The sequence below is a fragment of the Mycolicibacterium pallens genome (assembly GCF_019456675.1).
Taxonomy (GTDB): domain Bacteria; phylum Actinomycetota; class Actinomycetes; order Mycobacteriales; family Mycobacteriaceae; genus Mycobacterium; species Mycobacterium crocinum.
In genome coordinates, this window is record NZ_CP080333.1 from 2,566,996 (window position 1) to 2,591,652 (window position 24,657).

Below are 24,657 nucleotides of genomic sequence, written 5' to 3' on the forward strand. Positions count from 1 at the left end.
TCTTGATCCTCCGTTAGCCACGGTTTCCGACCACCAGGGAGTTCCTAGTGCTGCGCACTCACGCCGCAGGTTCGTTGCGGGCCTCCGACGCCGGACAGACGGTCACACTGGCCGGCTGGGTGTCCACCCGGCGCGACCACGGCGGCGTCATCTTCATCGATCTGCGCGACGCGTCGGGTGTTTCCCAGGTGGTGTTCCACGACGCCGATGTGCTGGCGCAGGCGCACCGGCTGCGCGCCGAGTTCTGCGTGGCCGTCGAGGGCGTGGTCGGCATCCGCCCCGAGGGCAATGCCAACGCCGAGATCCCCACCGGTGAGATCGAAGTCAACGCGACGAAGCTGACGGTGCTGGGGGAGAGCGCCCCGTTGCCGTTCCAGCTCGACGAGCAGGCCGGCGAGGAAGCCCGGCTGAAGTATCGCTACCTCGACATGCGCAGGCATGGCGGTCCCGGTGACGCAATTCGGTTGCGCTCCAAGGTGAATGCGGCCGCGCGCTCGGTGCTGGCGACTCACGACTTCGTCGAGATCGAGACCCCGACGCTGACCCGTTCGACGCCGGAGGGTGCGCGCGACTTCCTGGTTCCGGCCCGGCTGCAGCCCGGGTCGTTCTATGCGCTGCCGCAGAGCCCGCAGCTGTTCAAGCAGCTGTTGATGGTCGCGGGCATGGAGCGCTACTACCAGATCGCGCGCTGCTACCGCGACGAGGATTTCCGCGCCGACCGCCAGCCGGAGTTCACCCAGTTGGACATGGAGATGAGTTTCGTCGACGCCGACGATGTCATCGCGGTCTCCGAAGAGGTGTTGCGGGCCGTGTGGTCCACGATCGGCTACGACCTGCCGACCCCGATCCCGCGGATCAGCTACGCCGACGCGATGCGCCGGTTCGGCTCGGACAAGCCGGATCTGCGCTTCGCCGTCGAACTCGTCGAGTGCACCGAGTACTTCAAGGACACGCCGTTCCGGGTGTTCCAGGCGCCCTACGTGGGCGCCGTCGTCATGGCCGGCGGGGCGTCGCAGCCGCGCCGGACACTGGACGGCTGGCAGGAATTCGCCAAGCAGCGCGGGCACAAGGGTCTGGCCTATGTGCTGATCGGCGAGGACGGCGAACTGAGCGGTCCGGTCGCCAAGAACCTGTCCGACGCCGAGCGTGACGGACTGGCGGCTCATGTCGGGGCCAGCCCGGGGGACTGCGTGTTCTTCGCGGCGGGCACGCCCAAGGGCGCCCGGGCTCTGCTCGGTGCCACCCGTATCGAGATCGCCAAGCGACTCGACCTGATCGACCCGAACGCGTGGGCGTTCACCTGGGTGGTGGACTGGCCGATGTTCGAGTCCGCCGCGGAGGCGACGGCGTCGGGCGACGTCGCGGTCGGCGCCGGGGCCTGGACCGCGATGCACCACGCGTTCACCTCGCCGGCGCCGGAGTCCGAAGCGACCTTCGACAGCGATCCTGCAAGCGCGCTGTCCAACGCCTACGACATCGTCTGCAACGGCAACGAGATCGGCGGCGGTTCGATTCGTATCCATCGCAGCGATGTCCAGGAGCGGGTGTTCGCGATGATGGGCATCGGCCACGAGGAGGCCCGCGACAAGTTCGGATTCCTGTTGGACGCGTTCACCTTTGGCGCACCACCGCACGGCGGCATCGCGTTCGGCTGGGACCGTATCGTGGCGCTGCTGGCCGGGGTGGACTCGATCCGCGAAGTGATCGCGTTCCCGAAGTCTGGCGGCGGTGTCGACCCGCTCACCGACGCGCCTGCCCCGATCACGCCGCAGCAGCGCAAGGAATCCGGAATAGATTTCAAGCCCGAGAAGCTGGACAAGCCATGAGCGATACCCCTGATGCCGCGTACATGAACGAGTTCAACAAGAACATCGTCGAGGAGTTTCGGGCCAACGCCGGAGTCGTTGGCGGGCCGTTCGAAGGGCGTCCGCTGCTGCTCCTGCACACCACCGGCGCGAAGTCGGGGCAGCCCCGGCTGGCGCCGCTGGCCTACTTCAACGTCGACGGCAAGCTGATCATCATCGGGTCCAAGGCCGGCGCGGACACCAACCCCGACTGGGTGCACAACTTGCGGGCCAACCCGCGGGCGCATATCGAGATCGGCACCGACGCCTACGACGTGACCGTTCGCGAGCTTCCGCTCGACGAACGCAACGAGCTCTACCCGCAGGTGGTCGCGGCAGCGCCCGGGTTCGGCGAATATCAGTCCAAGACCAGCCGGGTCATCCCACTGTTCGAGCTGACCCGCGCCTGAGCCGATGACCGCCGAAACGTTGAGCCCGCAAGACCTTTCGTTTCTCGCTCGTCCGCTCTGCGGATTCTTCTCGACCGCCGCCGGCGCATCGCCGCCACAGCCTCGCCCAGTGTGGTTCGAGGTGACCACCAACGGTCACGTCCAACTCTTCACGGGGTCCGACACCCCGAAGGTGCGTCAGCTACGCCGCGATCCACGCGCATCTCTGGTCGTGGCCGCGCCGGTCGGGGAGCGTGAACGCTGGGTGTCGGTGGCCGGCCCGACAACCCTGGCCTCCGACGGAGCCTGGGAACTCGTCGAGCGTTTGGCGGCGCGCTATTGGGATCTCGACGATCCGATCCGGGCACAGGATCTGGCCCAGATGCGCGACGAGGACTGGCTGCGGGTCATCATCGAACCGGAAATCGTCCGCCGCTACGCGATGTGACGCAGTCGGGCGATGTGACGCCCAACTTTCAGACCACCTGACTAGCTTGGCTTGTTGGCCTTCTTGAGTGCTTTCCGGCGCGCTTTGATCGCCTTACGCTCTTTGCGGCTACCGAAGGCTGAAAGGAACTCTTCCTCTTCGCGCTGGCTCATGAACGTCCAGTCGCCCCTCAGCGCGCGTTCGGCATACTCGGGGTCCGCCAGTCGCGGGTCTTCGGGATACTGCTCGTAGCGGGTCATGGCTTTGCCTCCACCCGCAAGTCTGGCGCGATTTCCGGGGCTGTACCCCGTGTGGTGTCTCGGGACATCGCTGACACTTATGTCTCGGGACATCGCTGACATTCATGATGTCGGTTTGGGTTCGCGGGTGCGGTAGGTCCGGGTGGTTTTGTCGCTGCGCTGGTAGTTGCGAGTGGGGTCGGCGGTGAAGGATCGGACCAGGGCCGTGCCGCTGAGGATGGTGATGTGCTCGCCGTCGCGGATGACGTCGCAGTCGTGGCCGGCCCAGCGCAGTCCGACGTTGACTTTGTAGGGCGCGACGAAGATGTATCCCGAGGTTTCGCCAACCGTGTGGCGGCTGACCATAACTGGGGCCGGTACCGGTCGGTCAGCGGGCCGGGCCTTGGCGGTGGCGTGGAATACTTCGGCGGGGGTGGCGCCTCGGTGGGCGCGGTGGGGCCGCTGGTGGTTGTAGAAGCTGCGGAACTGCTCGAGCAGGGCGTTGAGCTCGTCGAGGGTGGCGGCGGGGTCGCGGGCGGTGAGCCATTTCTTCAACGTCTTCCAGGACCGTTCGATCTTGCCGCAGGTCTGCGGGTGAAATGGCGCCGAATTGATGGTCCGCACGCCCAGTGCCCGCAGGTTGGTCTCAAACGCCGATTCATAGGCGCGGAACCGTCCGGTGTAGACAAGTCCGTTGTCTGACAACGACATCGACGGAATCCCGCATTCGTCGATGCCGGCCAGGATCACCTCCCAGACCAGCGCGGCGTCGGCATCACCAGCGCAGGCACGCAACCCCACCATGTAGCGGGAGTGATCATCGAGACTGCCCGCGATACCCACCGCAGCGCCATCGGCCAGCGCCCAACCGGTCCAATCGGACTGCCAGCACTCGTTGGGCCGATCAAAGACGAACCGCTTGGTCGCCGACTTCGGGCGTTTCTGCGGCTGCGGGGTGATCGCCCCGCGGCGGGTCAGGACCTGCCACACCGTCGATACCGACGGCACCGCGGCACCGTCGCGCTGCAGCGACCACACGATCGACTGGGCGCCGTGATCGAGGCCCTGCTCAATCAACTGCTTGCGCCGCAACACGATCAGTTCCTCGATCTCGACCGGAGTCTGACCCGGACACCTCAACGGACGCCGCGAGAGCTCCTGCAGCCCCGCGATACCGTCCTCGCGGAATCGTCGGCGGTACTTGTAGAACGTCTGCCTACTGATACCGCTATCGCGGCAAAACTGCGCCACGTTCTCGATCTGCCCGGCCAATGCTGCAGCCATGCGAATGTCCATCGCCGTCACCTTCTGGGCCATGAACCATGCTGGTCCCAGCCACTACCCAGGTGTCAGCGATGTCCCGAGACATACAACTGTCAGCGATGTCCCCGAACAGAACACGGGGCTGTACCCCGGAAATCGCGCCGAACTGGCTAGACCACCTTGGCGGCCAGCGCCGCCAGCTTCGCGTCGAGCGCCTCGGCGGCCTCGAGCAGCGGCCGGTTCGGCTCGACGACCATCAACGACGACGGTTTGACGTAGGTCAGGCTGCTGCCGGTTCCCTCGTCGAGGATCAACAGCTCGACCGGGGCGAACAGGCCCGCGGTCACGTCGTGGCGAATCATCGTGATCGCGATCAACGGGTTGCCGAGGATCACCCGCAACACCTTGCGCTCGATGCCGGCCTTGCTGATCCACACGCCGTGGTCGAGGACCGCGAACAACATGAATCCGCTTGGGCCGACATACTTCTCGACGGCGTGCTGGTACGAATGCCAATCGCCGGGGGCGGCGGAGATGTCGTTGATCGGCACCGGCTGCTCGCCGATATCGGCGAGCAGCGCGGCAACCAGTTCGTCGTAACTCTTGGCACTGTCGTAGCGCACTCGGACCCCGTCGAACCGGGTCTCGGTGGCCACGGTCTACAGCCGCTCGATGATCGTCGCGTTGGCCATGCCGCCGCCCTCACACATCGTCTGCAGCCCGTACCGCCCGCCTCGCTGCTCCAGAACGTTGACCAGCGTGGTCATGATGCGCGCACCGCTGGCACCCAATGGGTGACCGATCGCGATCGCGCCGCCGTTGACGTTCGTCTTGGCGAGGTCGGCTCCGGTGTCGCGGGCCCAGCTCAACACGACCGGCGCGAACGCCTCGTTCACCTCGAACAGGTCGATATCCGCCAGCGTCAGGCCGGCGCGACTCAGCACCTTCTCGGTCGCAGGGATGACACCGGTCAGCATGTAGAGCGGATCGGAGCCCACGACGGTCGTGGTGTGAATGCGGGCCAGCGGCTTCCAGCCGTGCCGGCGCGCGACCTCCGACGTGGTGATCAACACCGCCGCACTGCCGTCGGACAGCGGCGAGGAGTTTCCCGGCGTGATCTCCCACTTGATCTGCGGGAAGCGCGCCGCGTAGGCCTCGTTGTAAAACGCCGGCTTGAGCCCGGCGAGGGTGTCGACCGTGGTGCCCGGACGGATGATCTCGTCGAACTGCAGACCCGCGATCGGCGCCAGCTCGTTGTCGAACAAACCGTCCTTGGTGGCCCGGGCGGCCTTCTCGTGGCTGGCGGCGGAGAACTCGTCGAGTTCGGTGCGCGAGAGTCCCCAGCGTGCGGCGATCAGCTCCGCGCTGATGCCCTGCGGCACCAGACCTTCGGAGTAGCGCTCGGCGAAGCGCGTTCCGAACGGATCACTGCCCGGCAGCACCGACGAGCCCATCGGCACCCGGCTCATCGACTCCACACCGCCGGCGATCACCACGTCGTACGCGCCGGCGATGACGCCCTGAGAAGCGAACGAGATCGCCTGCTGACTCGAGCCGCACTGGCGGTCGACGGTCGTACCCGGCACCGACTCCGGAAAGCCCGCGCCCAGCAGCGCGTTGCGGGCGATGTTGACCGCTTGGTCGCCGATTTGCGACACCGCGCCGGCGATCACGTCGTCGACCTCGGCCGGGTCGACACCGGTGCGTGCGACCAGCTCGGAGAGGCTGTGCGCCAGCAGATCGGCGGGCAGCACCCCATGCAGTGCGCCTCCGGGCTTGCCCTTACCGACGGGGGTGCGGACCGCCCCGACGATGACGGCATCCCGTCCTGAGTAACCGGCCATGTTGTCCTCCTGAACTCGTCGCTGAGTACTGCTCTCTATACCCAGCTATAACACCTAGGTATAGTGAAAACAACTCAGAAATGGAGTGACTTACGTGACAGTGCTACAGGGCCCCTTGGCCGATCGCGACGCCTGGTCGGCGATCGGCAAATGCCCGATCGAGAAGACCATGGCCGTCATCGGCACCAAGTCGGCGATGCTGATCCTGCGTGAGGCCTACTACGGCACCACCCGGTTCGACGACTTCGCCCGCCGGGTGGGCATCACCAAAGCGGCCACTTCCGCGCGACTCACCGAACTGGTCGACGCCGGCCTGCTGACCAGGCGGCCCTACCGCGAGCCGGGGCAACGGGTGCGCGACGAATACGTGCTCACCGACGCCGGCACCGAGCTCATGCCGGTGGTGTGGTCGATGTTCGAGTGGGGCCGGCGGCATCTGGCAGCCGACAGCCGGCTGCGATTGACTCATCTGAACTGTGGTGCTGACGCAAGTGTTGAAATCCGGTGCGCGCAAGGCCATCTCGTGCCGCCCGACGAGCTCGGGGTGGAGCTCAAGAGAAAAGGCACGGCGCCTACCGCGAAGTAGCGGCGCCCCCGCATAACATGGCGGCGTGGAATCCACGCTGGCCTACATCGATCAGGGATCCTTCCTCGGACTGCGGGCACTCGGTCGTGGACCGCTGGCCCAGTACGGCTGGATCTACGAGCATCCGGTTGACCTCGACGCCTTGCGCCGGTTCCATCGCAACCTCGGCCGCGGCCTGCTCGGGCGCCGGATCGAGCGATCCGCATTGCCATTCGGCCGTGACCATTGGGTCGCCTGGACCGGTCCCGAGGACCTCGACCTCGCCGATACCCCCCGCCCCTACGAGGGGATCCTGGACTGGTTCGACGAGCAGCTGCGCATCCCGATCGACCCCCAGGCCGGGCCGTCCTGGCGCCTGGCGGTGCAGCCGCTCATCGAGGGTGGTGCTGCGATCACGCTGATCGCCTCGCACTCAATATGCGACGGACTCGGGCTCACCTTGGCAATCAAACAGGCCGCCAGTGGTGAGACGTGGGACCTGGGCTACCCGCCGCCGAACTCGCGCACCCGCGGCCAGGCGCTACGCGAGGACGCCGTCGAGGTCGTGCGCTCCGTTCCTGATTTCGCCAAGGCCATCGCCGCCGCGGCCCGCCTGGGCAAGAACAGCCTCGGCGAGGTCAAGTCGTCGGCCGGGCGCTCTACACGGCCGAGCAAGATCGACGACGGCGCGCTGGTCACCGTGCCGTCGATGATCGCCTATTTCGGCGAGGACCAGTGGCAAAGCCGCATGGAAAGCCTTGGCGGAACCAGTAATTCGTTGTTCGCCGCGATCGCCGCGAAGCTCGGGCAGGCGTTCGGCCGGGTCGACGACGAGGGCATGGTCAGGCTGCAGTTCCCGGTCAGCGAACGGACGCCAGGGGACACCCGGGCCAATGCGCTGAGCGGGATGACGGTGATGATCGACCCGGCAGGAGTCACGACGAGCCTGTGCGATGTGCGCGCCGAACTGAAGCGAAGCCTGGCCGCGTTGTCCGAGAGCACTTTCGACCTGCTGGGGCCGGTGGCGCTCGCGCCGCTGATCCCGGCCCGCCTCGCGCGCGGCCTGGAAGGGATGGCGCTGGGGGCGGGCGCGCCGGTCGGTTGCTCCAACCTCGGAAAACTCGCGGCCGAGGTGAACCGCCCCGATGGCACCGACGCCGACTATCTGTTGCTCCGCCAGATCGAATCCAGGACCACCCCGGCGATCCTCGACCACCTCGGCGGGACCCTGTTCCTGGCGTCCGGGCAGGTGAACGGGAAAGTTTCACTATCGGTGGCGGCGTGGCGGCCCGGCGGGCCGAACAGCAAAGAGCTGCTGACCGCACCCGTCCTGCAGATCTTCGCCGAATTCGGGCTGACCCCCACCAAGGTGCTGTGACGCCGGTCAGAAAATTCTGTCACCCATGAGGCTGATCACACGGGTTATGCTGACGAGATCCGTTAGTCCTACTATGTAGCGGTGCTAAATGCAGCCGCGGTAAATCGACAGGCTGAACTGCAAGGCCAGAAGGGGGACCGGTCGTGACGCTGGAAAGCCAGACCTACACCTCCTCGGGTGCGCCTGCAGGCGACAACGCCCAAGCCGGCCCTCAGCAGCGGGAGAACGAGCCGGGTGGCCGACGCGCCAAGCGTGAAAAGGCCCGCCGTGGCGGCCCGCTGAAGGCGCTGCGGAAGGTGTGGCTGCCGATCGTGATCATCCTCGTGGTGCTGATCGCAGCATTCGGCGTCTACCGCCTGCACGGTGTGTTCGGCAAGACCGAGACCACCCGGCCCGGCAGCGGCCTGGCCAACGACACCAAGCCGTTCAACCCCAAGACCGTCGTGTACGAGATCTACGGCCCGCCGGGGACGGTCGCGACCATCAACTATCTCGACTTGGACGCCCAGCCGCAGATCGCGCGGGACGTCACCCTTCCGTGGTCTCTGACCTTGACGACCACCGCGCCGGCAGCCTCGGCCAATATCGTCGCCCAGGGCGACAGCGACACCATCGGCTGCCGGATCACGGTCAACGGTGAACTCAAGGACGAGAAGACCAACACCGGGGTGAACGCCCAGACCTTCTGCCTGGTCAAGTCCGCATGATCATTCTCAACAAGGACGAGAAGCCGCAGACCGAGCCGGGTAAACGGCCGCACATCGCGCAGTGGGTGCGCTGGCTGTCGGTGCCGATCCTCCTGGGCTGGCTGGCACTGACCGTCATCACGAACATCGTGGTGCCGCAGGTCGAGGTCGTCGGCCAGCAGCAGTCAGTGCCGATGTCGGCCATGGACGCGCCATCGTCGATCGCGATGAGCACGATCGGTGCGACGTTCCAGGAGTTCAAGTCGAACACCTCGGTGATGATCGTGCTCGAGAGCGATCAGCCTCTCGGCGACGCCGCGCACAAGTACTACGACGAAATCATCAAGAAGCTCAACGCCGACAAGGCGCACGTCGAGCATGTCCAGGACTTCTGGAGCGACCCGCTGACCGCGGCCGGCTCGCAGAGCGCGGACGGCAAATCCGCGTACGTCCAGGCCTATCTGGTCGGCAACATGGGTGAGGGCATCGCCAACGAGTCGGTCGAAGCGGTCAAGAAGATCGTCGAAAGCGTGCCAACGCCGCCCGGGCTCAAGACCTACGTCACCGGTTCGGCCGCCCTGATCAACGACACCCACATCGCCGGCGACCGGAGCCTGCAGATCATCACCTTGCTGACGTTCGGCGTCATCACCGTGATGCTGCTGTTCGTCTACCGTTCAATCGGCACTGTGCTGCTGGCGCTGTTCATGGTGTTCCTCGAGCTGGCGGCGGCCCGCGGCGTGGTGGCCTTCCTCGGCTACCACCACTTGATCGGCTTGTCGACGTTCGCGGTCAACCTGCTCACGATGGTGGCGATCGCGGCTGGCACCGACTATGTGATCTTCCTATTCGGCCGCTATCAAGAGGCCCGCAGTAAGGGCGCCACCGCCGAGGCGGCCTACTACGACATGTATCACGGCACCGGCCACGTGATCGTCGGCTCCGGCATGACGATCGCCGGCGCACTGTTCTGCCTGCACTTCACTCGAAGTCCGATGTTCAACTCGATGGGCATCCCGCTGTTCGTCGGCATGGTGGTGGTGGTCGCCGCCGCGATGACGCTGGGCCCCGCCGTCGTCACCATCGCCAGCCGCTTCGGCCGGCTGGAGCCCAAACGGGCGTCGCGCGAACGCTTTTGGCGCCGTATCGGCACCGCCGTCGTGCGCTGGCCGGGACCGATCCTGGTCGCGACGACGTTCGTCTGCCTGATCGGGCTGCTCGCGCTGCCGGGCTATCACACCGACTACAACGACCGGCACTACCTGCCGCCGGACATCCCGGCCAGCGAAGGGTTCGCCGCCGCCGAACGGCACTTTCCGGAAGCTCGCCTGAGTCCCGAGCTGCTGATGCTGCAGAGCGACCACGACCTGCGGAACTCGGCCGACTTCCTGGTGATCGACCGGGTAGCCAAGGCCATCTTCCACACCCCCGGCATCGGGCGGGTGCAGACCATCACCCGACCGCTGGGTAGCCCGATCGAGCACAGCTCGATCCCGTTCCTGCTCGGCATGCAGGGCACCACGCAGACGCTGAACCAGTCCTACATGCAGGACCGCATGAAGGACATGCTGAAGATGGGCGACGACATGAACGTCTCCATCGCCACGATGACGCAGATGTACGACCTGCTGGGTCAACTCAACGCCGTCACCCACAGCATGGTCGGCAAGATGGACCTGACGCTGGCCGACATCCAGACACTGCGCAACCACATCGCCGACTTCGACGACTTCTTCCGGCCGATCCGCAACTACTTCTACTGGGAACCGCACTGCTTCGACATCCCGGTGTGCTGGTCGATCCGGTCGGTGTTCGACACCCTCGACGGCATCGACACGATGACCGACGACTTCCAGCAGCTGGTGCCCGATCTGCACAAGCTGGATCTGCTGACGGCCCAGATGCGCACGCTGATGCCGCCGATGATCGACACGATGCGGTCGATGCGGACGATGCAGCTGACGATGCAGAGCACGCAGTCCGGTCAGCAGGATCAGATCGCGGCCATGCAGGAAAACCAGAGCGCGATGGGCAAGGCCTTCGACGAGGCCAAGAACGACGACTCGTTCTACCTTCCGCCGGAGGCGTTCGACAATCCGGACTTCAAGCGCGGTATGAAGATGTTCATCTCGCCGGACGGAAAAGCGGTGCGGTTCATCATCTCCCACGAGGGTGACCCCATGTCGCCGGAGGGCCTCAAGCACGTCGAGCCGATCAAGAACGCCGCGTTCGAGGCGATCAAGGGCACCCCGCTGGAGGGCTCGAAGATCTACCTCGCCGGCACCGCGGCCAGCTTCAAGGACATGCAGGACAGTGCCGACTACGACATCCTGATCGCCGGTGTGGCCGCGTTGTGCCTGATCTTCATCATCATGCTGATCATCACCCGCGCCGTGGTGGCCTCGGCGGTGATCGTCGGCACGGTGGTGCTGTCACTGGGCACGTCGTTCGGCCTGTCAGTACTGATCTGGCAGGACCTGATCGGTCGGCCGCTGCACTGGATGGTGCTGATCATGGCGGTGATCATCCTGTTGGCGGTCGGTTCGGACTACAACCTGCTGCTGGTCGCCCGCCTCAAGGAGGAGATCCCGGCCGGGCTCAAGACCGGCATCATCCGGGCGATGGGCGGCAGCGGATCGGTGGTCACCTCGGCCGGCCTGGTGTTCGCGGTGACGATGGCCGCGATGGCCTTCAGTGAGCTGACGATCCTGGCGCAGGTCGGTACGACCATCGGTATGGGTCTGCTGGTCGACACGCTGGTGATCCGCTCGTTCATGACGCCGTCGATCGCGGCCCTGATGGGTCGGTGGTTCTGGTGGCCGCAGCGGGTGCGTCCGCGTCCGGTGCCGAGCCCGTGGCCGTCGCCGAGGACCGAGACCACCGAGCCGATCCCGGCCCAATCTCAGTCCTAGTGAAGCGTTTTCATGTCGGACATGGCGTTGTGGGCGCCGTCGATGCAGCCTCGTCGGTAGCTGGCGGGCCTGTTCGCGGCCGCAGTGGCGCAGTACTGCGCGATCGACTCCTCGTGAGCCTGGTAACCGCCTGAGTCGACCCAGCGCTGTCCGTCGGTGTAGCCGGCCCAGAACGCGGTGTCCTTGCGCTCGGTGGTCAGCATGAACACCACACCGATGAGCGCGAACACCGCTATCACCAGCACGGCCTGCACCCAGCGCTTGCCGAGCGAGGCCTGCAACGGGGCGGGTATCCAGCGCGGCTTGGGCCGATCCACACGCACAATTCTCGCACCCCCGGCGAAGTAGTCTCGCGGTTGTGCTGCATCTGCGGGTGATCGCGCCGGACGACCTTCGTGACAAGGTGGTCGAGGCTCTTCGACGGCACCCCGGGGTGACGCATCTCGTGGTGCATCGGGGCGCCGCGCTGGACCCGCCGGGTGACGAGATCTCCGCCGACATCGCGCGGGAGAGCGCCAACGACGTCATCGACGACCTGAAGGCGCTAGATCTGCGCCGCCGCGGAGCGATCACCCTCGACCTGGTCGACACCGTGGTGTCCAACGCGGCCTACCGCGCCGAGAAGGAAGCCGACGGCGACCCGGGTGATGCGATCGTGTGGGAGGAACTGTCCGCCCGCACCCGCGAGGAGTCGACGCTCAACGTCACGTTCCTGCTGTTCTTGTGCCTGGCATGCATGATCGCAGCCGTCGGCGTGGTGACCGACTCACCGGTGACGGTGGTCGGCGCCATGGTCGTCGGTCCGGAGTTCGGCCCGCTGGCGGCACTGGCGGTCGCGCTGGTCCGCAGGCGGCTGGTCTTGGCCCGCCGCGCGTCGATCGCGCTCTTGGTCGGGTTCCCGGTCGCGATGGCTGCCACTGCGGCGTTCGTCCTCGGTGGGGAGGCGGTGGGCTGGATCAAGCTGGGCAGCACCCGTCAGCTCACCGACGTCGACTTCATCTTTCAGGTCGGCCCGCTGTCGTTCGTCGTGGCGCTTCTCGCGGGTGCGGCGGGCATGCTGTCGCTGGTGTCGGCCAAGTCGGCCGCACTCGTCGGGGTGTTCATCTCGGTGACCACGGTGCCCGCGGCGGGCTTCGCAGTGGTCGCCGCATCGGTCGGAGAGTGGGACGTCGCGCTGGAGTCCGCGGCGCAGTTGGTGGTCAACCTGGTGGGCATCACCCTGGCCGGAGTGCTGGTGCTGGCGGTGCGGCGCCGACACGAGACCCGCCCAGCGGGCTGACAGTCGTAGCTCGTGCGCCCTGCGCGCTCGGATGTCTTGTGATGGGATTAGCGGCCTATGGGCATCAAAGTGGCGCTGGAGCATCGGACCAGCTACACCTTCGACCGATTGGTCGAGGTGCACCCGCACATCGTCCGGCTGCGCCCGGCGCCGCATTCCCGCACGCCCATCGAGGCTTACTCACTCGAGGTCGAGCCGGCCGACCACTTCGTCAACTGGCAGCAGGACGCGTTCGGCAACTTTCTGGCCCGGCTCGTCTTTCCCACCCGGACACGGGAACTCACCATCAAGGTCGGGCTGATCGCCGATCTCAAGGTGATCAACCCCTTCGACTTCTTCATCGAGGACTACGCCGAGACGTTCCCGTTCACCTACCCCAAGGCACTCAAAGACGACCTCGAGCCGTACCTGCGGCCGGTCGACGAAGGTGAGGAAGGGTCGGGGCCGGGGGATTTGGTGGGTTCGTGGGTGCGCGACTTCGTCGTCAGCCCCGGCACCCGGACCATCGATTTCCTGGTGGCGCTCAACCGGGCGGTCAACGGCGACGTCGGCTACAGCGTGCGGATGGAGGCCGGGGTACAGACCCCGGATCACACCTTGCGCACCGGGATCGGCTCCTGTCGCGACTCCGCCTGGCTGCTGGTGTCGATCCTGCGCGAACTGGGGTTGGCGGCCCGGTTCGTGTCCGGCTACCTGGTCCAGCTGACGTCGGATGTCGAGGCGCTCGACGGACCATCCGGCCCGGCCGCCGATTTCACCGACCTGCATGCCTGGACCGAGGTGTACGTGCCCGGTGCCGGGTGGATCGGCCTGGATCCCACCTCCGGTCTGTTCGCCGGGGAGGGGCACATTCCGCTGGCCGCCACCCCGCACCCGTCGTCGGCCGCGCCGATCACCGGTGCCACCGGGATCGCCGAGACCACACTGGATTTCGCGAACATCGTGACCCGCGTCCACGAGGATCCGCGCGTCACGCTGCCCTACACCGACGCCGCCTGGGCTGCGATCAACGCGCTCGGCGCCCGTATCGACCAGCGGCTGGCCGATGCGGATGTGCGGCTGACCATCGGAGGCGAGCCGACGTTCGTCTCGATCGACAACCAGGTCGACGAGGAGTGGATCACCGCCGCCGACGGGCCGCACAAGCGGGAGCGTGCCTCGGCGCTGGCCGCCCGGCTGAAGGCGGTGTGGGCGCCGGGCGGTCTGGTGCAGCGCAGCCAGGGCAAGTGGTATCCCGGGGAACCGTTGCCGCGCTGGCAGATCGGAATCCACTGGCGCCGCGACGGCCAGCCGCTGTGGAATGACGCCGGACTGCTGGCCGACCCGTGGGGTGCGGACCCCGCCGACGTGAATCCTGAAGCCGCGCAACATATCTTGTCGGCAGTAGCCGATGGCCTCGGACTGCCGGCCACCCAGGTGCGGCCGGTGTTCGAAGACCCGCTGAGCCGGCTGGCCCACGCCGTGCGCCAGCCTGCCGGCCACCCGGTCTCATCCGACGACGATCTGGAATCCGACAGCGCGTCTGCCCGGGCGGCGCTACTGGCACGGCTGGAGGAGCCGGTGACCGAACCGGCCGCCTTCCTGCTGCCGCTGCACCGCCGCGAGGACGACAGCGGCTGGGCGAGCGCTGACTGGCGGTTGCGCCGCGGTCGGGTGGTCCTGCTCGAGGGCGATTCGCCGGCCGGCCTGCGGCTGCCGCTGAACTCGATCAGCTGGCAGCCGCCGCGGCCGTCGGCCCCCGGTGACCCGATTGCCAGCGGGGCCCGTGTACTGCCGGTCGATCCGGAAGCCGCCGAGGCCGGCATCGAGGAAGCCGAGGCCGCGCCCACCACCGCGATGGGGGCGGAGGTTCGCGAGGGTCTGCTGTACATCTTCATCCCGCCGACCGAGGAACTCGAGCATTTCGTCGACCTGATCTCACGGGTGGAAGCGGCCGCAGCGAAGGTCGGCTGCGCGGTGGTGATCGAGGGCTACGGCCCGCACTCCGACGCGCGGCTGCAATCGATGTCGATCACGCCCGACCCCGGTGTGATCGAGGTCAACGTCGCGCCCGCGGCCAGCTTCGCCGAACAGCGGGATCAGTTGCAGACCCTCTACGACGAGGCGCGCCAGGCCCGCCTGTCGACCGAATCGTTCGACGTTGACGGAACCCACAGCGGTACCGGCGGCGGCAACCACATCACGCTGGGCGGGCTCACCCCGGCCGACTCGCCGCTGCTGCGCAGGCCCGATCTGTTGGTGTCGCTGCTGACCTATTGGCAGCGCCACCCGGCGCTGTCCTACCTGTTCGCCGGCCGGTTCATCGGCACCACGTCGCAGGCCCCGCGAGTCGACGAGGGCCGCTCGGAAGCGCTCTACGAACTCGAGATCGCCTTCGCCGAGATCGCCCGGGTGTCGGCCACCGGTATCAAGCCGTGGGTGACCGATCGTGCGCTACGGCACCTGCTCACCGACATCACCGGCAACACCCACCGCGCCGAGTTCTGCATCGACAAGCTCTACAGCCCCGACAGTGCGCGCGGCCGGCTCGGCCTGCTCGAGCTGCGCGGTTTCGAGATGCCCCCGCACTTCCAGATGGCGATGGTCCAGTCGCTGTTGGTGCGTGCGCTGGTGGCCCGGTTCTGGGACGAGCCCCTGCGGGCGCCGCTGATCCGACATGGGCTCAACCTGCACGGTCGATACCTGTTGCCGCACTTCATCATTCACGACATCGCCGATGTCTGTGCGGATCTGCGCGCGCACGACGTCAACTTCGACACCAGCTGGCTGGACCCATTCACCGAGTTCCGGTTCCCCCGGGTGGGCACGGCGGTGTTCGACCAGGTGGAGATCGAGCTGCGCGGTGCGATCGAACCGTGGAACACCCTGGGTGAGGAATCGACCGGCACCGGCACCGCGCGCTACGTCGACTCGTCGGTGGAGCGCATCCAGGTTCGCACCATCGGCGCGGACCGGCAGCGCCACGTCCTCACCTGCAACGGCTACCCGATCCCGATGCTGGCCACCGAGAACCCCGACGTCCTCGTCGGCGGTGTGCGCTACCGGGCCTGGCAGCCACCGAGTGCGCTGCACCCCACCATCACCGTGGACGGCCCGCTGCGCTTCGAACTCGTCGACATGGCCACCGGAACCTCACGCGGCGGGTGCACCTACCACGTCTCCCATCCGGGCGGTCGGGCCTACGACACCCCGCCGGTCAACGCGGTCGAGGCCGAATCCCGCCGCGGCCGACGGTTCGAGGCCACCGGCTTCACCCCGGGCAAGGTCGACGTCGCCGACATCCGGGAGAAGGTGGCCCGCCAGGCCACCGACGTCGGCGCCCCCGGGATTCTCGACCTGCGACGGGCCCGCACGGTGCTGCAGAACTGATGGGTCCACCGACCCGAATATGCTCGGGGCGGGCCAGGTGCGTGCGCAAAGCTCTTCAGAATCAGGAGGTGGGCCGTTGTCGCTGTCCGCTGCCGGTTCGGGACTGAGCCGGCCCAGCCACGACCCGGACCGTCTGCTCGCCGGGTACCGTGCCGCGCGCGCCCAGGACGCCCTGTTCGACCTCCCACGCGGCGGCGCCGGAGCCTTCGGCGGCACCGGGTACGACGAGTTCGTCGACGCCACCGGCACCATCCGTCCGTCGTGGCAGGAACTCGGTGATCTGATCGGCGAGCGCGGCCGCGCCGGGCTCGAGCGGTTGCGCGGCGTGGTGCGCGGGCTCGTCGACAACGACGGCATCACCTATATCGAGATCGATGAGGTGGACGGCGAAGGCATCGCGACGCCCGGCACCTGGCATCTCGACGGGATACCGCTGGTGGTGTCCGCAGCCGATTGGGAGACCCTGGAAGCCGGTGTGCTGCAACGGTCTCGGCTCCTCGACGCCGTCCTGACCGATCTGTACGGCGAGCGGCGTGCGATCACCACCGGAATCCTGCCGCCCCAGTTGCTGTTCGGCCACCCCGGCTACATCCGTGCCGCCCGCGGCATCGAGAACCCCGGCCGCCATCAGTTGTTCATGCTCGGTTGCGACGTGAGCCGGGCCGCCGACGGACGGTTCATGGTCAACGCCGACTGGGCGCAGGCGCCGTCGGGCGCCGGGTATGCACTGGCAGACCGCCGGGTCGTCGCGCATGCCGTGCCCGATGTCTACGAGCGCATCGGTCCGCGCCCGAGCTCGCCGTTCGCCCAGGCGCTGCGACTGGCGCTCATCGAGGCCGCACCCGAGGCCGCCGAAGATCCGGTGGTTGTGGTCCTCAGTCCCGGTATCCACTCCGAGACCGCATTCGACCAGGCGTATCTGGCATCGGTGCTGGGCTTCCCGTTGGTGGAGAGCGCCGATCTGGTGGTGCGGGACGGCAAGCTGTTGATGCGGTCGCTCGGCACGCTGAAGCGGGTCGATGTGGTGCTGCGTCGGGTCGACGCCGAATACGCCGACCCACTGGATCTGCGGCCCGATTCGCGACTCGGGGTGGTGGGACTGGTCGAGGCGCAGCGGCGCGGCGCGGTGACGGTGGTCAACACGCTCGGTGCCGGAGTCTTGGAAAGCCCAGGGCTGCAACGCTTCCTGCCGCAGCTGGCGGATCGGCTGCTGGGGGAGAAGCCGTTGCTGGACACCCCACAGCTGTACTGGGGCGGCTTCGAGCGGGAGCGTTCGCATCTGTTGGCGCGGCTGAACAACTTGCTGATCAAGTCGACCGTCGGCGGCGAGACGATTGTGGGTCCGGCGTTGTCGTCGGCGCAGCGGGAGGAACTGGCCGCGCGCATCGAGGACCAGCCCTGGCAATGGGTGGGGCAGGAACTGCCGCAGTTCTCCTCCGCGCCCACCGACCACTTTCCGGGCGGGTTGTCGGCGGCCAGCGTCGGCATGCGGTTGTTCACGGTGTCGCAGCGGGGCGGGTATGCGCCGATGATCGGCGGGCTTGGCTATGTGCTGGCGCCGGGAAATTCCGCCTACGCCCTGAAAACCCTTGCCGCCAAGGATGTCTGGGTTCGCCCCCCGACTCGCGCCAGGGTCGATACGCTGACCGTGCCTCCGGTGGAACTGCCCAGCGGCACCCGGTCGATCAGCTCTCCGCGCGTGTTGTCCGACCTGTTCTGGATGGGCCGCTACGGCGAGCGGGCCGAGAACCTGGCCCGGCTGCTGATCGTCACCCGCGAGCGCTACCACGAATATCGCTACCGGCAGGACATGGAGGGCAGCGAATGCGTGCCCGTCCTGCTGGAGGCGCTGGGTGCGGTCACCGGGATCGAAACCGAGGCGGCCGGCACCTACGCCGAGGCGGTATCGGCCGCGTGGCGCACACTCTGGTCGTTGACCGTCGACCGACAACGCCCCGGATCGCTGGCCCATTCTGTGGAACGGCTGGGGCTGGCCGCCCGTTCCGTGCGCGACCAGATGTCCAACGACACCTGGATGGTGCTCGGCGCCGTCGAGCGGGCACTGACCGAGGCCGGCTCGGCGCGTGGGGCGCGGATCGACGACACCCAGCTGGCCGCCGCCCAGCAACAGACCCTGGCCGGAATGCTGGCGATGTCCGGTGTGGCCGCCGAGTCGATGGTGCGCGACGCCGGATGGACGATGATGGACATCGGCAAGCGCATCGAGCGCGGGCTGGCGCTGTCGGCTTTGCTGCGCGCCACGCTGACCACGGTGCGCAGCCCGGGTGCCGAGCAGACCATCACCGAATCCGCTCTGGTGGTGTGTGAGTCGTCGGTGATCTACCGCAGGCGCAACCTCGGCAAGGTCAGTGTCGCTGCGGTGGCCGACCTGGTGCTGTTCGACGGGGAGAATCCCAGATCGCTGGTGTATCAACTGGAACGGCTGCGGTCGAATCTACGCATGCTGCCCGGAGCGTCGGGCTCGTCGCGGCCGGAACGGCTGGTCGACGAGATCAGCACCCGGTTGCGCAGGCTGGATCCCGCCGAGCTCGAGCACGTCGACGACGAAGGACGCCGACATGAGCTCGACGGGCTGCTCAGTGGAATGCACAGCGCGCTGCGTGACCTGTCCGACGTCATCAACCAGACCCAGCTGTCGCTGCCCGGCGGGATGCAGCCGCTGTGGGGGCCGGACCAGATGCGGGTGATGCCGTGACTCGCACCTACAAAATCACGCATCGCACCGAGTACGGCTACTCCGATGTGGTCACGAGCTCGTACGGCCGAGGCCACCTCACACCCCGCGACACCGCCGGACAACGTTGTCTCGCATACGAACTCGAGATCGACCCGATACCGGCCGACCGGTCCACCAGCCTGGACGTCTACGGCAACATCAGCTCGTACTTCCACGTCACCGAACACCACCGGGCGCTGACCGTCACCAGCCGCTCGGTCGTCGAGGTCGATCCGCCGCCGGCCGAGCGCTACGGGGCGGCCTGGGCGTTGTCACCCTGGGAAGCCGTCCGTCCCGTCGGTCACAACGGCGCGCTGGCCTCCGAGTTCAGCCTCGACCTGCGGCCACCCGAGATCACTGATGAGGTACGCGAGTATGCCGCACCGAGTTTCGAGCCGGGCCGCCCGCTGGTCGAGGTGCTTCGTGATCTGAACTCCCGAATCTTCTCCGACTTCACCTACAAGTCGGGGTCCACAACGGTGTCCACCCAGGTGAGCCAGGTTTTGCTGGCGCGAGAAGGGGTATGTCAAGACTTCGCCCGGCTGGCGATCGCCTGCCTGCGCGCCAACGGATTGGCGGCGAGTTATGTGTCGGGATACCTCGCCACCGACCCGCCGCCGGGAAAGGAACGGATGCACGGCGTGGACGCCACCCATGCATGGGCCGCGGTGTGGACCCCGCAAAACGAATGGCTCGGCCTCGATCCCACCAACGACCAACTGGTCGACGAGCGCTACATCACCGTCGGCTGGGGTCGGGACTACGCCGACATTCCGCCGTTGCGCGGCATCATCTACACCGATTCCGAACACAGCGTGATCGACGTCTCGGTGGACGTCGCACCATACGACGGGGGTGTTCTGCATGCGTGATTTCATCTGTCCCAACTGTGGCCAGCACTTGGCATTCGAGAACTCGGTGTGCCTGTCGTGCGGAAGCTCGGTCGGATTCTCGTTGGACGACATGGCCTTTCTGGTGATCGCCTCCGGAGAGGACAGCGAACACGGTGGAGCCGTCGACGCCGCCGAGTTCCAGCTGTGCGCCAATCTCCATCTGGCCGAATGCAACTGGCTGGTCCATGTCGAGCCGGTCCGGCAGCTGTGTGCGTCATGCCGGCTCACCCGCACCCGGCCCAACGACAACGACACCGCGGCACTGGCCGCGTTCGCGCTGGCCGAGCGGGCGAAGCGGCGGCTGATCGCCGAACTGTACGAGCTCAAGCTGCCGATCGTCGGCCGCGACGAAGACCCGGAGTACGGACTGGCCTTCGACCTGTTGTCCAGCGCCAACGAGAAGGTGTTCACCGGCCACGACAGTGGTCTGATCACTCTGGATCTCGCCGAGGGCGACGACGTCCATCGCGAGCAGTTACGAACCTCGATGGACGAGCCGTACCGCACGCTGCTGGGCCATTTCCGCCACGAGGTGGGTCACTACTACTTCTACCGGCTCGTCGGAACGTCCCCCGATTACCTCGAACGGTTCAACGAGTTGTTCGGTGATCCGGACGCCGACTACCAGGCCGCGCTGGACCGGCACTACAGCGAGGGTGCGCCGCCCGGGTGGGAGGAGAACTACGTGTCCTCCTACGCCACCATGCATCCGGCGGAGGACTGGGCCGAGACGTTCGCACACTACCTGCACATCCGCGACACCCTGGACACCGCTGCGGCGTTCGGCATCGCCCCGGCCAATGCCACCTACGAGCGACGAGTGTTGGGGCCCAGCGGTTTCGACAACATTCTCGAGATGTGGTTACCGCTGGCGTGGTCGCTGAACATGGTGAACCGGTCGATGGGCAAAGACGATCTCTACCCGTTCGTGCTGCCGGTTCCGGTCCTCGAGAAGATGCGTTTCATTCACACCGTGATCGATGAGGTGACGTCGTCGCCGACCAAGCTGGACGCGGCGATCAGCGGTCAGCAGCAACAGCAGAGCTGAGTCGCAGCAGGCCGTCTGCTGTCGCGGTGACGGTGTCGGCAATCGGCCGCGGGTGCCAGCCCAGCTGCGTGATGGCCTTGCTGTTGTTCACCGCCTTCGGCGTTCCGAGCAGACCGGACAGTTCGCGCAGTGGCGGGGCGAATCGCGCCGCCGCGCGCACCGCCCAGTCGGGCAGCTGATGGCGGGGCACTGCCGCCGCCGCGGCGCCGAGCCGCCGGCGCAGCACAGCGGCGATGTCGGGCAGCGTCACCGGTTGGCCCGCCGCGGCCAGGTAGCGCTGACCGGCGGCCCGGGGATCGGTCATGGCGCGGATCAACAGGTCGGCGACATCGCGGACATCGACCACCGCGAACGAGGCGCGGGGCAGCAGCGGAGGTCGCCCGTGCAGCAGAGCGTCGATGATCTGTACGGAGGTCGACAGGTTGCCGTCGAGCGGCGGCCCGAACACTCCGACCGGATTGACCACGGCCACTTCGGGACTGCCCGGCCGGGCCGCGAAGTCCCATGCCGCGCGCTCGGCCACCGTCTTGGACTTGACGTACGGGCTGACCGGGTCGTTGGTGTCGGTCCAGTCGGTCTCGTCGTACGGCTGTCCGGACGGCTTGGGGCTGTAGCCGATGGCGGCGAACGATGAGGTGATCACGACGCGGCGCACTCGATGCGCCGACGCTGCCTCAAGAACCCGCAGTGTGCCTTCCCGGGCCGGGATGATGATCTCGTCCTCGTTGTCCGGTTGGCGCGCCGGGAACGGCGATGCCACGTGTTGGACGAATTCGCAGCCGCGCACGGCCTCGTCCCAGCCGCCATCAGACGTGAGGTCGGCGGCAACGATGTCCAGTCGATCGACCTCGGCGCCGGCTCGGCCGAGGGTTGCGCGGATATCGTTCTCGCGATTGATGTTTCGGACCGTCGTGCGAACGCGGTACCCGTCGGCGAGCAACCGGAGAATCAGGTGGCCCGCGATGAACCCCGAGCCGCCGGTCACCAGCACCCGGCTGAGTTCAGGCACCGATCTTCTCCTCTGACATCAGCTCCGCTCCGAGAGCGATGATGCCGGGCACGAGAGCATCTTCAGTGGCGGAGTCGCCTCGTTCACGCGCCGCCCATAGCTGCGCTTTGGCGGCCACATACTGTTGCCGCACCTGCAGTCGGGCGATGTCATCGGCGAGGCGCCGGGCGTGGTCGTCGAACAGTTGCCGCTGATCGGCGGCGGCCGCCGCGCCGCGACGCATATTGTCGACGTAGGTGCGCATGTCGTGCACGCTCATGCCGGTGCTGCGCAGGCAGCTCAGCGATTCGATGGCCTCGACGACCTTCGGTGGGTACCGGCGATGACCGCTGCTCTCATCGCGGGGCACCGGGTCGATCAGTCCGATTCGCTCGTAGTAGCGCAGCGCAGACTCGGTGAGACCGCTCTGACGGGATACCTCCTGAATGGTCAGGTCCCTGGTCAACGGGGTGGTCGGCATGCCTCCACTATGGCGAACTTGAAGCGCTTCAAGTCAAGTGTGCGTCGTGTCACGCCTGCTACGTTTGCGGCCGCGCTCCGAGCACGTCGCGGAACACCGCTTGGCGCAGCCCAAGTTCACGCGGGTCGCTGGCCAGATGAAAGCCCAGCCGGTTCATCACGTACGCGAAACCCACCCCGGTGTCGGGGTCGGCGAACCCGAATGATCCACCGAAACCCGGTGTTCCGAAGGCCTTGTCGGACGAGCCGAAGTGCACGAGAGGGTAGGGCTTGCAGAATCCCAACGAGAACAACACCTTGACGTTCATCACCTTGTCGCGGATGCCGCCGCTGGGTTCTCTGGCAGGCGCCATCAGCTCGTGCAGAACGTCGTCGGTCAAGCCCAACTCCGCGCCGCCGGTGGCAGCGGCGCCGTAGAACTTGGCCACGGCTCGTGCCGTCCCAATCCCGTTGCTGGACGGCATTTCCACCGCACGGACCGCATCGCGGTTGTAGTCGCCGTCCCACGGCTTCACATCGCTGGGCACCGCGGTGGTGCGGGCGGCCAGACCGACCGGGTTCAACGCGGCTATCGCGAAGCCCGCGGGCATCACGTTCAAGTGGAGCAGCGATTCGGCTCGCTTCCACTGATGTAACAAGGCAATTCGGCTGCGATCGACGTGGGGCGGCAGTCCGATGTGCAGATCCAGCTCGAGCGGCGCCGCGATCTCGTCGGCCAGGAACCGGCCCACCGTCCGCCCGGCCGGGTCGGTGCGGCGAATCAGCTCGGACTGGTACCAGCCGAGCGTGATCGCGTGGTAGCCATGCCGGGTACCCGGCCGCCACGCCGGCGCCTGGCGGGCCAGGATCGGCGCCAGTCGCTCGGGGTCGGCGATGTCGGCCAGACGTGGCGGGGGTGTGAGTGCGCACAGACCGGCCTGGTGGGCGAGCAGTTGACGCACGGTGATATCGCCCTTGCCGGCCTGGGCGAATTCCGGCCAGTAATCGGCGACCTTGGCGTCGTAGGACAGCAGTCCTTTCGACACCGCGACGGCGAAGGCCAGCGCGGTGATGCCCTTCGTCGTGGAGAACATGTTGACCATCGTGTCGGCCTGCCACGGCGCCTTGGTCAGCCCGTTGCGGTAACCGCCCCACAAGTCGACGACCTTGTCACCGTCCCGGTACACGGCCACCGCCGCGCCGATCTCCTTGCCGGAGGCCAGGTTCGCGCGGAAGGCGTCGGCCACCTTGCCGTACCCCTCGTCGACATCACCGCCCATCATGTCTGGCGACACCGCAACTTTGAGCACGATCGACCCCTCACTGTTGCCGAGAGGATATGTCGACGCGCCGTGCCGCAGGGCCACATTCGCAGCGGGGGCCCCTACGATCGCCGGGTGGCTGATCGCTATGGCGCCGACGTACTGGCCAACAACCCGCACAATGCACACAAGACCCGATCCACCGAACAGGCCGTCGAACTGGGCATGGTCGTCGAGGATCCGCAGTCGGGCTTCGTCGGTGCGGTCGTCGGTGTCGAAGGATCACGCGTCGAGCTCGAGGACCGCAAGGGCCGGCGACGGGTGTTCCCGCTCGGTCCCGGCTTTCTGTTCGAAGGCAAGCCGGTGATCCTGACCGGATTGCGCAGGGCGGCGCCCGCGGCGGCGCAGCGGACGAAATCCGGCTCGGTGAAGGTCGCCGATGCCCGCGCCAAGGTCGCCTTGGCCAGCCGCATCTACGTCGAAGGGCGCCACGACGCCGAACTCGTCGAGCAGGTGTGGGGCGAGGACCTTCGCGTCGAAGGTGTCGTCGTCGAATATCTCGGTGGCGTCGACGATCTGGCCGGCATCGTGAAGGAGTTCCGTCCCGGTCCGGGCCGACGGCTCGGTGTCCTGGTCGATCACCTGGTGGCGGGCTCCAAGGAAGCGCGCATCGCCGAGGAGGTCCGGCGCGGGCCCGGCGGTGAGCACACGCTGGTCGTCGGTCACCCGTATGTCGACATCTGGCAGGCCGTCAAACCCGAGCGGGTGGGCCTGAGGGAGTGGCCGTCGATTCCGCGCACTGTCGAGTGGAAGCACGGGATCTGTGCGGCGCTGAAGTGGCCGCACAATGACCAGGCCGATATCGCGCGGGCCTGGCAACGGATCCGCTCCTCGGTCCGCGACTGGACCGATCTGGAGCCGGCGCTGATCGGCCGGGTCGAGGAGCTTATCGATTTCGTAACGCAACCCGCCTGATTGCGCGTGTGACGAACGTCGCAGGCTCGATAAGGCACCGCTCGGTGTACAGTCGTTCACTGTACGAGATTTACCGCCGACTGCAGTCTGGTCGTCACTC

Annotated in this window: 21 protein-coding genes; 13 read left to right on the forward strand and 8 right to left on the reverse strand. The window is 67.0% G+C overall.

The window, feature by feature from the left end; all coding sequences use genetic code 11:
• The first annotated feature begins 47 nt into the window (after window positions 1–47).
• Genes aspS through K0O64_RS12670 form a run of 3 tightly spaced genes read left to right on the forward strand, consistent with a single transcriptional unit; the run spans window position 48 to window position 2,681 of the window.
• Window positions 48–1,826, forward strand: a complete 1,779-nt coding sequence (aspS, locus tag K0O64_RS12660; RefSeq protein WP_096311291.1) for an aspartate--tRNA ligase — start codon at window positions 48–50, stop codon at window positions 1,824–1,826.
• Window positions 1,823–2,254: a nitroreductase family deazaflavin-dependent oxidoreductase gene (locus tag K0O64_RS12665; protein ID WP_096311292.1), complete on the forward strand. Its 432-nt coding sequence runs from the start codon at window positions 1,823–1,825 to the stop codon at window positions 2,252–2,254. Before aspS ends, K0O64_RS12665 begins: the two co-directional genes overlap by 4 nt.
• Window positions 2,255–2,258: 4 nt before the next feature.
• Window positions 2,259–2,681 carry a pyridoxamine 5'-phosphate oxidase family protein gene (locus K0O64_RS12670; RefSeq protein WP_096311293.1) on the forward strand — a complete coding sequence of 141 codons (423 nt, stop codon included), beginning with the start codon at window positions 2,259–2,261 and terminating at the stop codon, window positions 2,679–2,681.
• Between the two features lie 41 nt (window positions 2,682–2,722).
• On the opposite strand, the gene K0O64_RS12675 is transcribed toward K0O64_RS12670, so the two are convergent.
• The 4 genes from K0O64_RS12675 to K0O64_RS12690 all read right to left on the reverse strand — a co-directional run bounded on the left by K0O64_RS12675 (window position 2,723) and on the right by K0O64_RS12690 (window position 6,006).
• Complete coding sequence (locus K0O64_RS12675) at window positions 2,723–2,920, reverse strand: hypothetical protein (RefSeq protein WP_096311294.1); 198 nt, start codon at window positions 2,918–2,920, stop codon at window positions 2,723–2,725.
• Window positions 2,921–3,022: 102 nt separating this feature from the next.
• Window positions 3,023–4,216: an integrase core domain-containing protein gene (locus K0O64_RS12680; RefSeq protein WP_071942352.1), complete on the reverse strand. Its 1,194-nt coding sequence runs from the start codon at window positions 4,214–4,216 to the stop codon at window positions 3,023–3,025.
• A gap of 116 nt (window positions 4,217–4,332) precedes the next feature.
• Window positions 4,333–4,818 (reverse strand): DUF302 domain-containing protein, encoded by a 486-nt coding sequence (locus tag K0O64_RS12685; RefSeq protein ID WP_096311295.1) that lies wholly within the window; start codon window positions 4,816–4,818, stop codon window positions 4,333–4,335.
• Between the two features lie 3 nt (window positions 4,819–4,821).
• The gene (locus K0O64_RS12690) at window positions 4,822–6,006 is read right to left on the reverse strand and encodes a thiolase family protein (RefSeq protein WP_096311296.1); all 1,185 of its coding nucleotides are present in this window, start codon (window positions 6,004–6,006) and stop codon (window positions 4,822–4,824) included.
• 94 nt (window positions 6,007–6,100) lie between these two features.
• On the opposite strand from K0O64_RS12690, the gene K0O64_RS12695 reads away from it, so the two are divergent.
• The 4 genes from K0O64_RS12695 (at window position 6,101) to K0O64_RS12710 (ending at window position 11,547) form a co-directional block, all read left to right on the forward strand.
• On the forward strand, window positions 6,101–6,592 hold the full coding sequence (locus K0O64_RS12695; protein WP_096312832.1) for a winged helix-turn-helix transcriptional regulator: 492 nt from the start codon (window positions 6,101–6,103) through the stop codon (window positions 6,590–6,592).
• 25 nt (window positions 6,593–6,617) lie between these two features.
• Window positions 6,618–7,949 carry a condensation domain-containing protein gene (locus K0O64_RS12700; protein ID WP_096311297.1) on the forward strand — a complete coding sequence of 444 codons (1,332 nt, stop codon included), beginning with the start codon at window positions 6,618–6,620 and terminating at the stop codon, window positions 7,947–7,949.
• Window positions 7,950–8,227: 278 nt separating this feature from the next.
• Window positions 8,228–8,656 carry an MmpS family transport accessory protein gene (locus K0O64_RS12705; RefSeq protein WP_071949892.1) on the forward strand — a complete coding sequence of 143 codons (429 nt, stop codon included), beginning with the start codon at window positions 8,228–8,230 and terminating at the stop codon, window positions 8,654–8,656.
• Window positions 8,653–11,547, forward strand: a complete 2,895-nt coding sequence (locus K0O64_RS12710; RefSeq protein ID WP_220046418.1) for an MMPL/RND family transporter — start codon at window positions 8,653–8,655, stop codon at window positions 11,545–11,547. Before K0O64_RS12705 ends, K0O64_RS12710 begins: the two co-directional genes overlap by 4 nt.
• On the opposite strand, the gene K0O64_RS12715 is transcribed toward K0O64_RS12710, so the two are convergent.
• Window positions 11,544–11,864: a hypothetical protein gene (locus tag K0O64_RS12715; RefSeq protein ID WP_220046419.1), complete on the reverse strand. Its 321-nt coding sequence runs from the start codon at window positions 11,862–11,864 to the stop codon at window positions 11,544–11,546. The two genes, K0O64_RS12710 and K0O64_RS12715, sit on opposite strands and share 4 nt — an antisense overlap.
• Window positions 11,865–11,905: 41 nt before the next feature.
• On the opposite strand from K0O64_RS12715, the gene K0O64_RS12720 reads away from it, so the two are divergent.
• The 5 genes from K0O64_RS12720 to K0O64_RS12740 are packed head-to-tail and all read left to right on the forward strand — an operon-like array spanning window position 11,906 to window position 20,873.
• Window positions 11,906–12,826, forward strand: coding sequence for a DUF389 domain-containing protein (locus K0O64_RS12720; RefSeq protein WP_220046420.1), 921 nt, complete (start codon window positions 11,906–11,908; stop codon window positions 12,824–12,826).
• A 57-nt stretch (window positions 12,827–12,883) separates the two neighbouring features.
• Window positions 12,884–16,195, forward strand: a complete 3,312-nt coding sequence (locus K0O64_RS12725; protein ID WP_096311302.1) for a transglutaminase family protein — start codon at window positions 12,884–12,886, stop codon at window positions 16,193–16,195.
• Window positions 16,196–16,214: 19 nt separating this feature from the next.
• Window positions 16,215–18,911 carry a circularly permuted type 2 ATP-grasp protein gene (locus K0O64_RS12730; protein WP_096311303.1) on the forward strand — a complete coding sequence of 899 codons (2,697 nt, stop codon included), beginning with the start codon at window positions 16,215–16,217 and terminating at the stop codon, window positions 18,909–18,911.
• A complete protein-coding gene (locus tag K0O64_RS12735; protein WP_071945388.1) occupies window positions 18,878–19,804 on the forward strand; it encodes a transglutaminase family protein in 927 nt (308 codons plus the stop codon). The genes K0O64_RS12730 and K0O64_RS12735 overlap by 34 nt, the downstream gene beginning before the upstream one ends.
• Entirely contained in the window at window positions 19,797–20,873 is a 1,077-nt protein-coding gene (locus K0O64_RS12740) for a zinc-binding metallopeptidase family protein (protein ID WP_071949891.1), read from the forward strand. The genes K0O64_RS12735 and K0O64_RS12740 overlap by 8 nt, the downstream gene beginning before the upstream one ends.
• On the opposite strand, the gene K0O64_RS12745 is transcribed toward K0O64_RS12740, so the two are convergent.
• Genes K0O64_RS12745 through K0O64_RS12755 form a run of 3 tightly spaced genes read right to left on the reverse strand, consistent with a single transcriptional unit; the run spans window position 20,845 to window position 23,633 of the window.
• The gene (locus K0O64_RS12745) at window positions 20,845–21,882 is read right to left on the reverse strand and encodes an SDR family oxidoreductase (RefSeq protein WP_071945386.1); all 1,038 of its coding nucleotides are present in this window, start codon (window positions 21,880–21,882) and stop codon (window positions 20,845–20,847) included. The genes K0O64_RS12740 and K0O64_RS12745 overlap by 29 nt on opposite strands.
• Entirely contained in the window at window positions 21,875–22,342 is a 468-nt protein-coding gene (locus tag K0O64_RS12750) for a MerR family transcriptional regulator (RefSeq protein WP_071945384.1), read from the reverse strand. Before K0O64_RS12750 ends, K0O64_RS12745 begins: the two co-directional genes overlap by 8 nt.
• 58 nt (window positions 22,343–22,400) lie before the next feature.
• A complete protein-coding gene (locus K0O64_RS12755; protein WP_096312833.1) occupies window positions 22,401–23,633 on the reverse strand; it encodes a serine hydrolase domain-containing protein in 1,233 nt (410 codons plus the stop codon).
• Between the two features lie 84 nt (window positions 23,634–23,717).
• Here K0O64_RS12755 and K0O64_RS12760 point away from each other — a divergent pair, with 84 nt between their 5' ends.
• Window positions 23,718–24,557 carry a DUF3097 domain-containing protein gene (locus tag K0O64_RS12760; RefSeq protein ID WP_096312834.1) on the forward strand — a complete coding sequence of 280 codons (840 nt, stop codon included), beginning with the start codon at window positions 23,718–23,720 and terminating at the stop codon, window positions 24,555–24,557.
• Window positions 24,558–24,657: the final 100 nt, after the last annotated feature.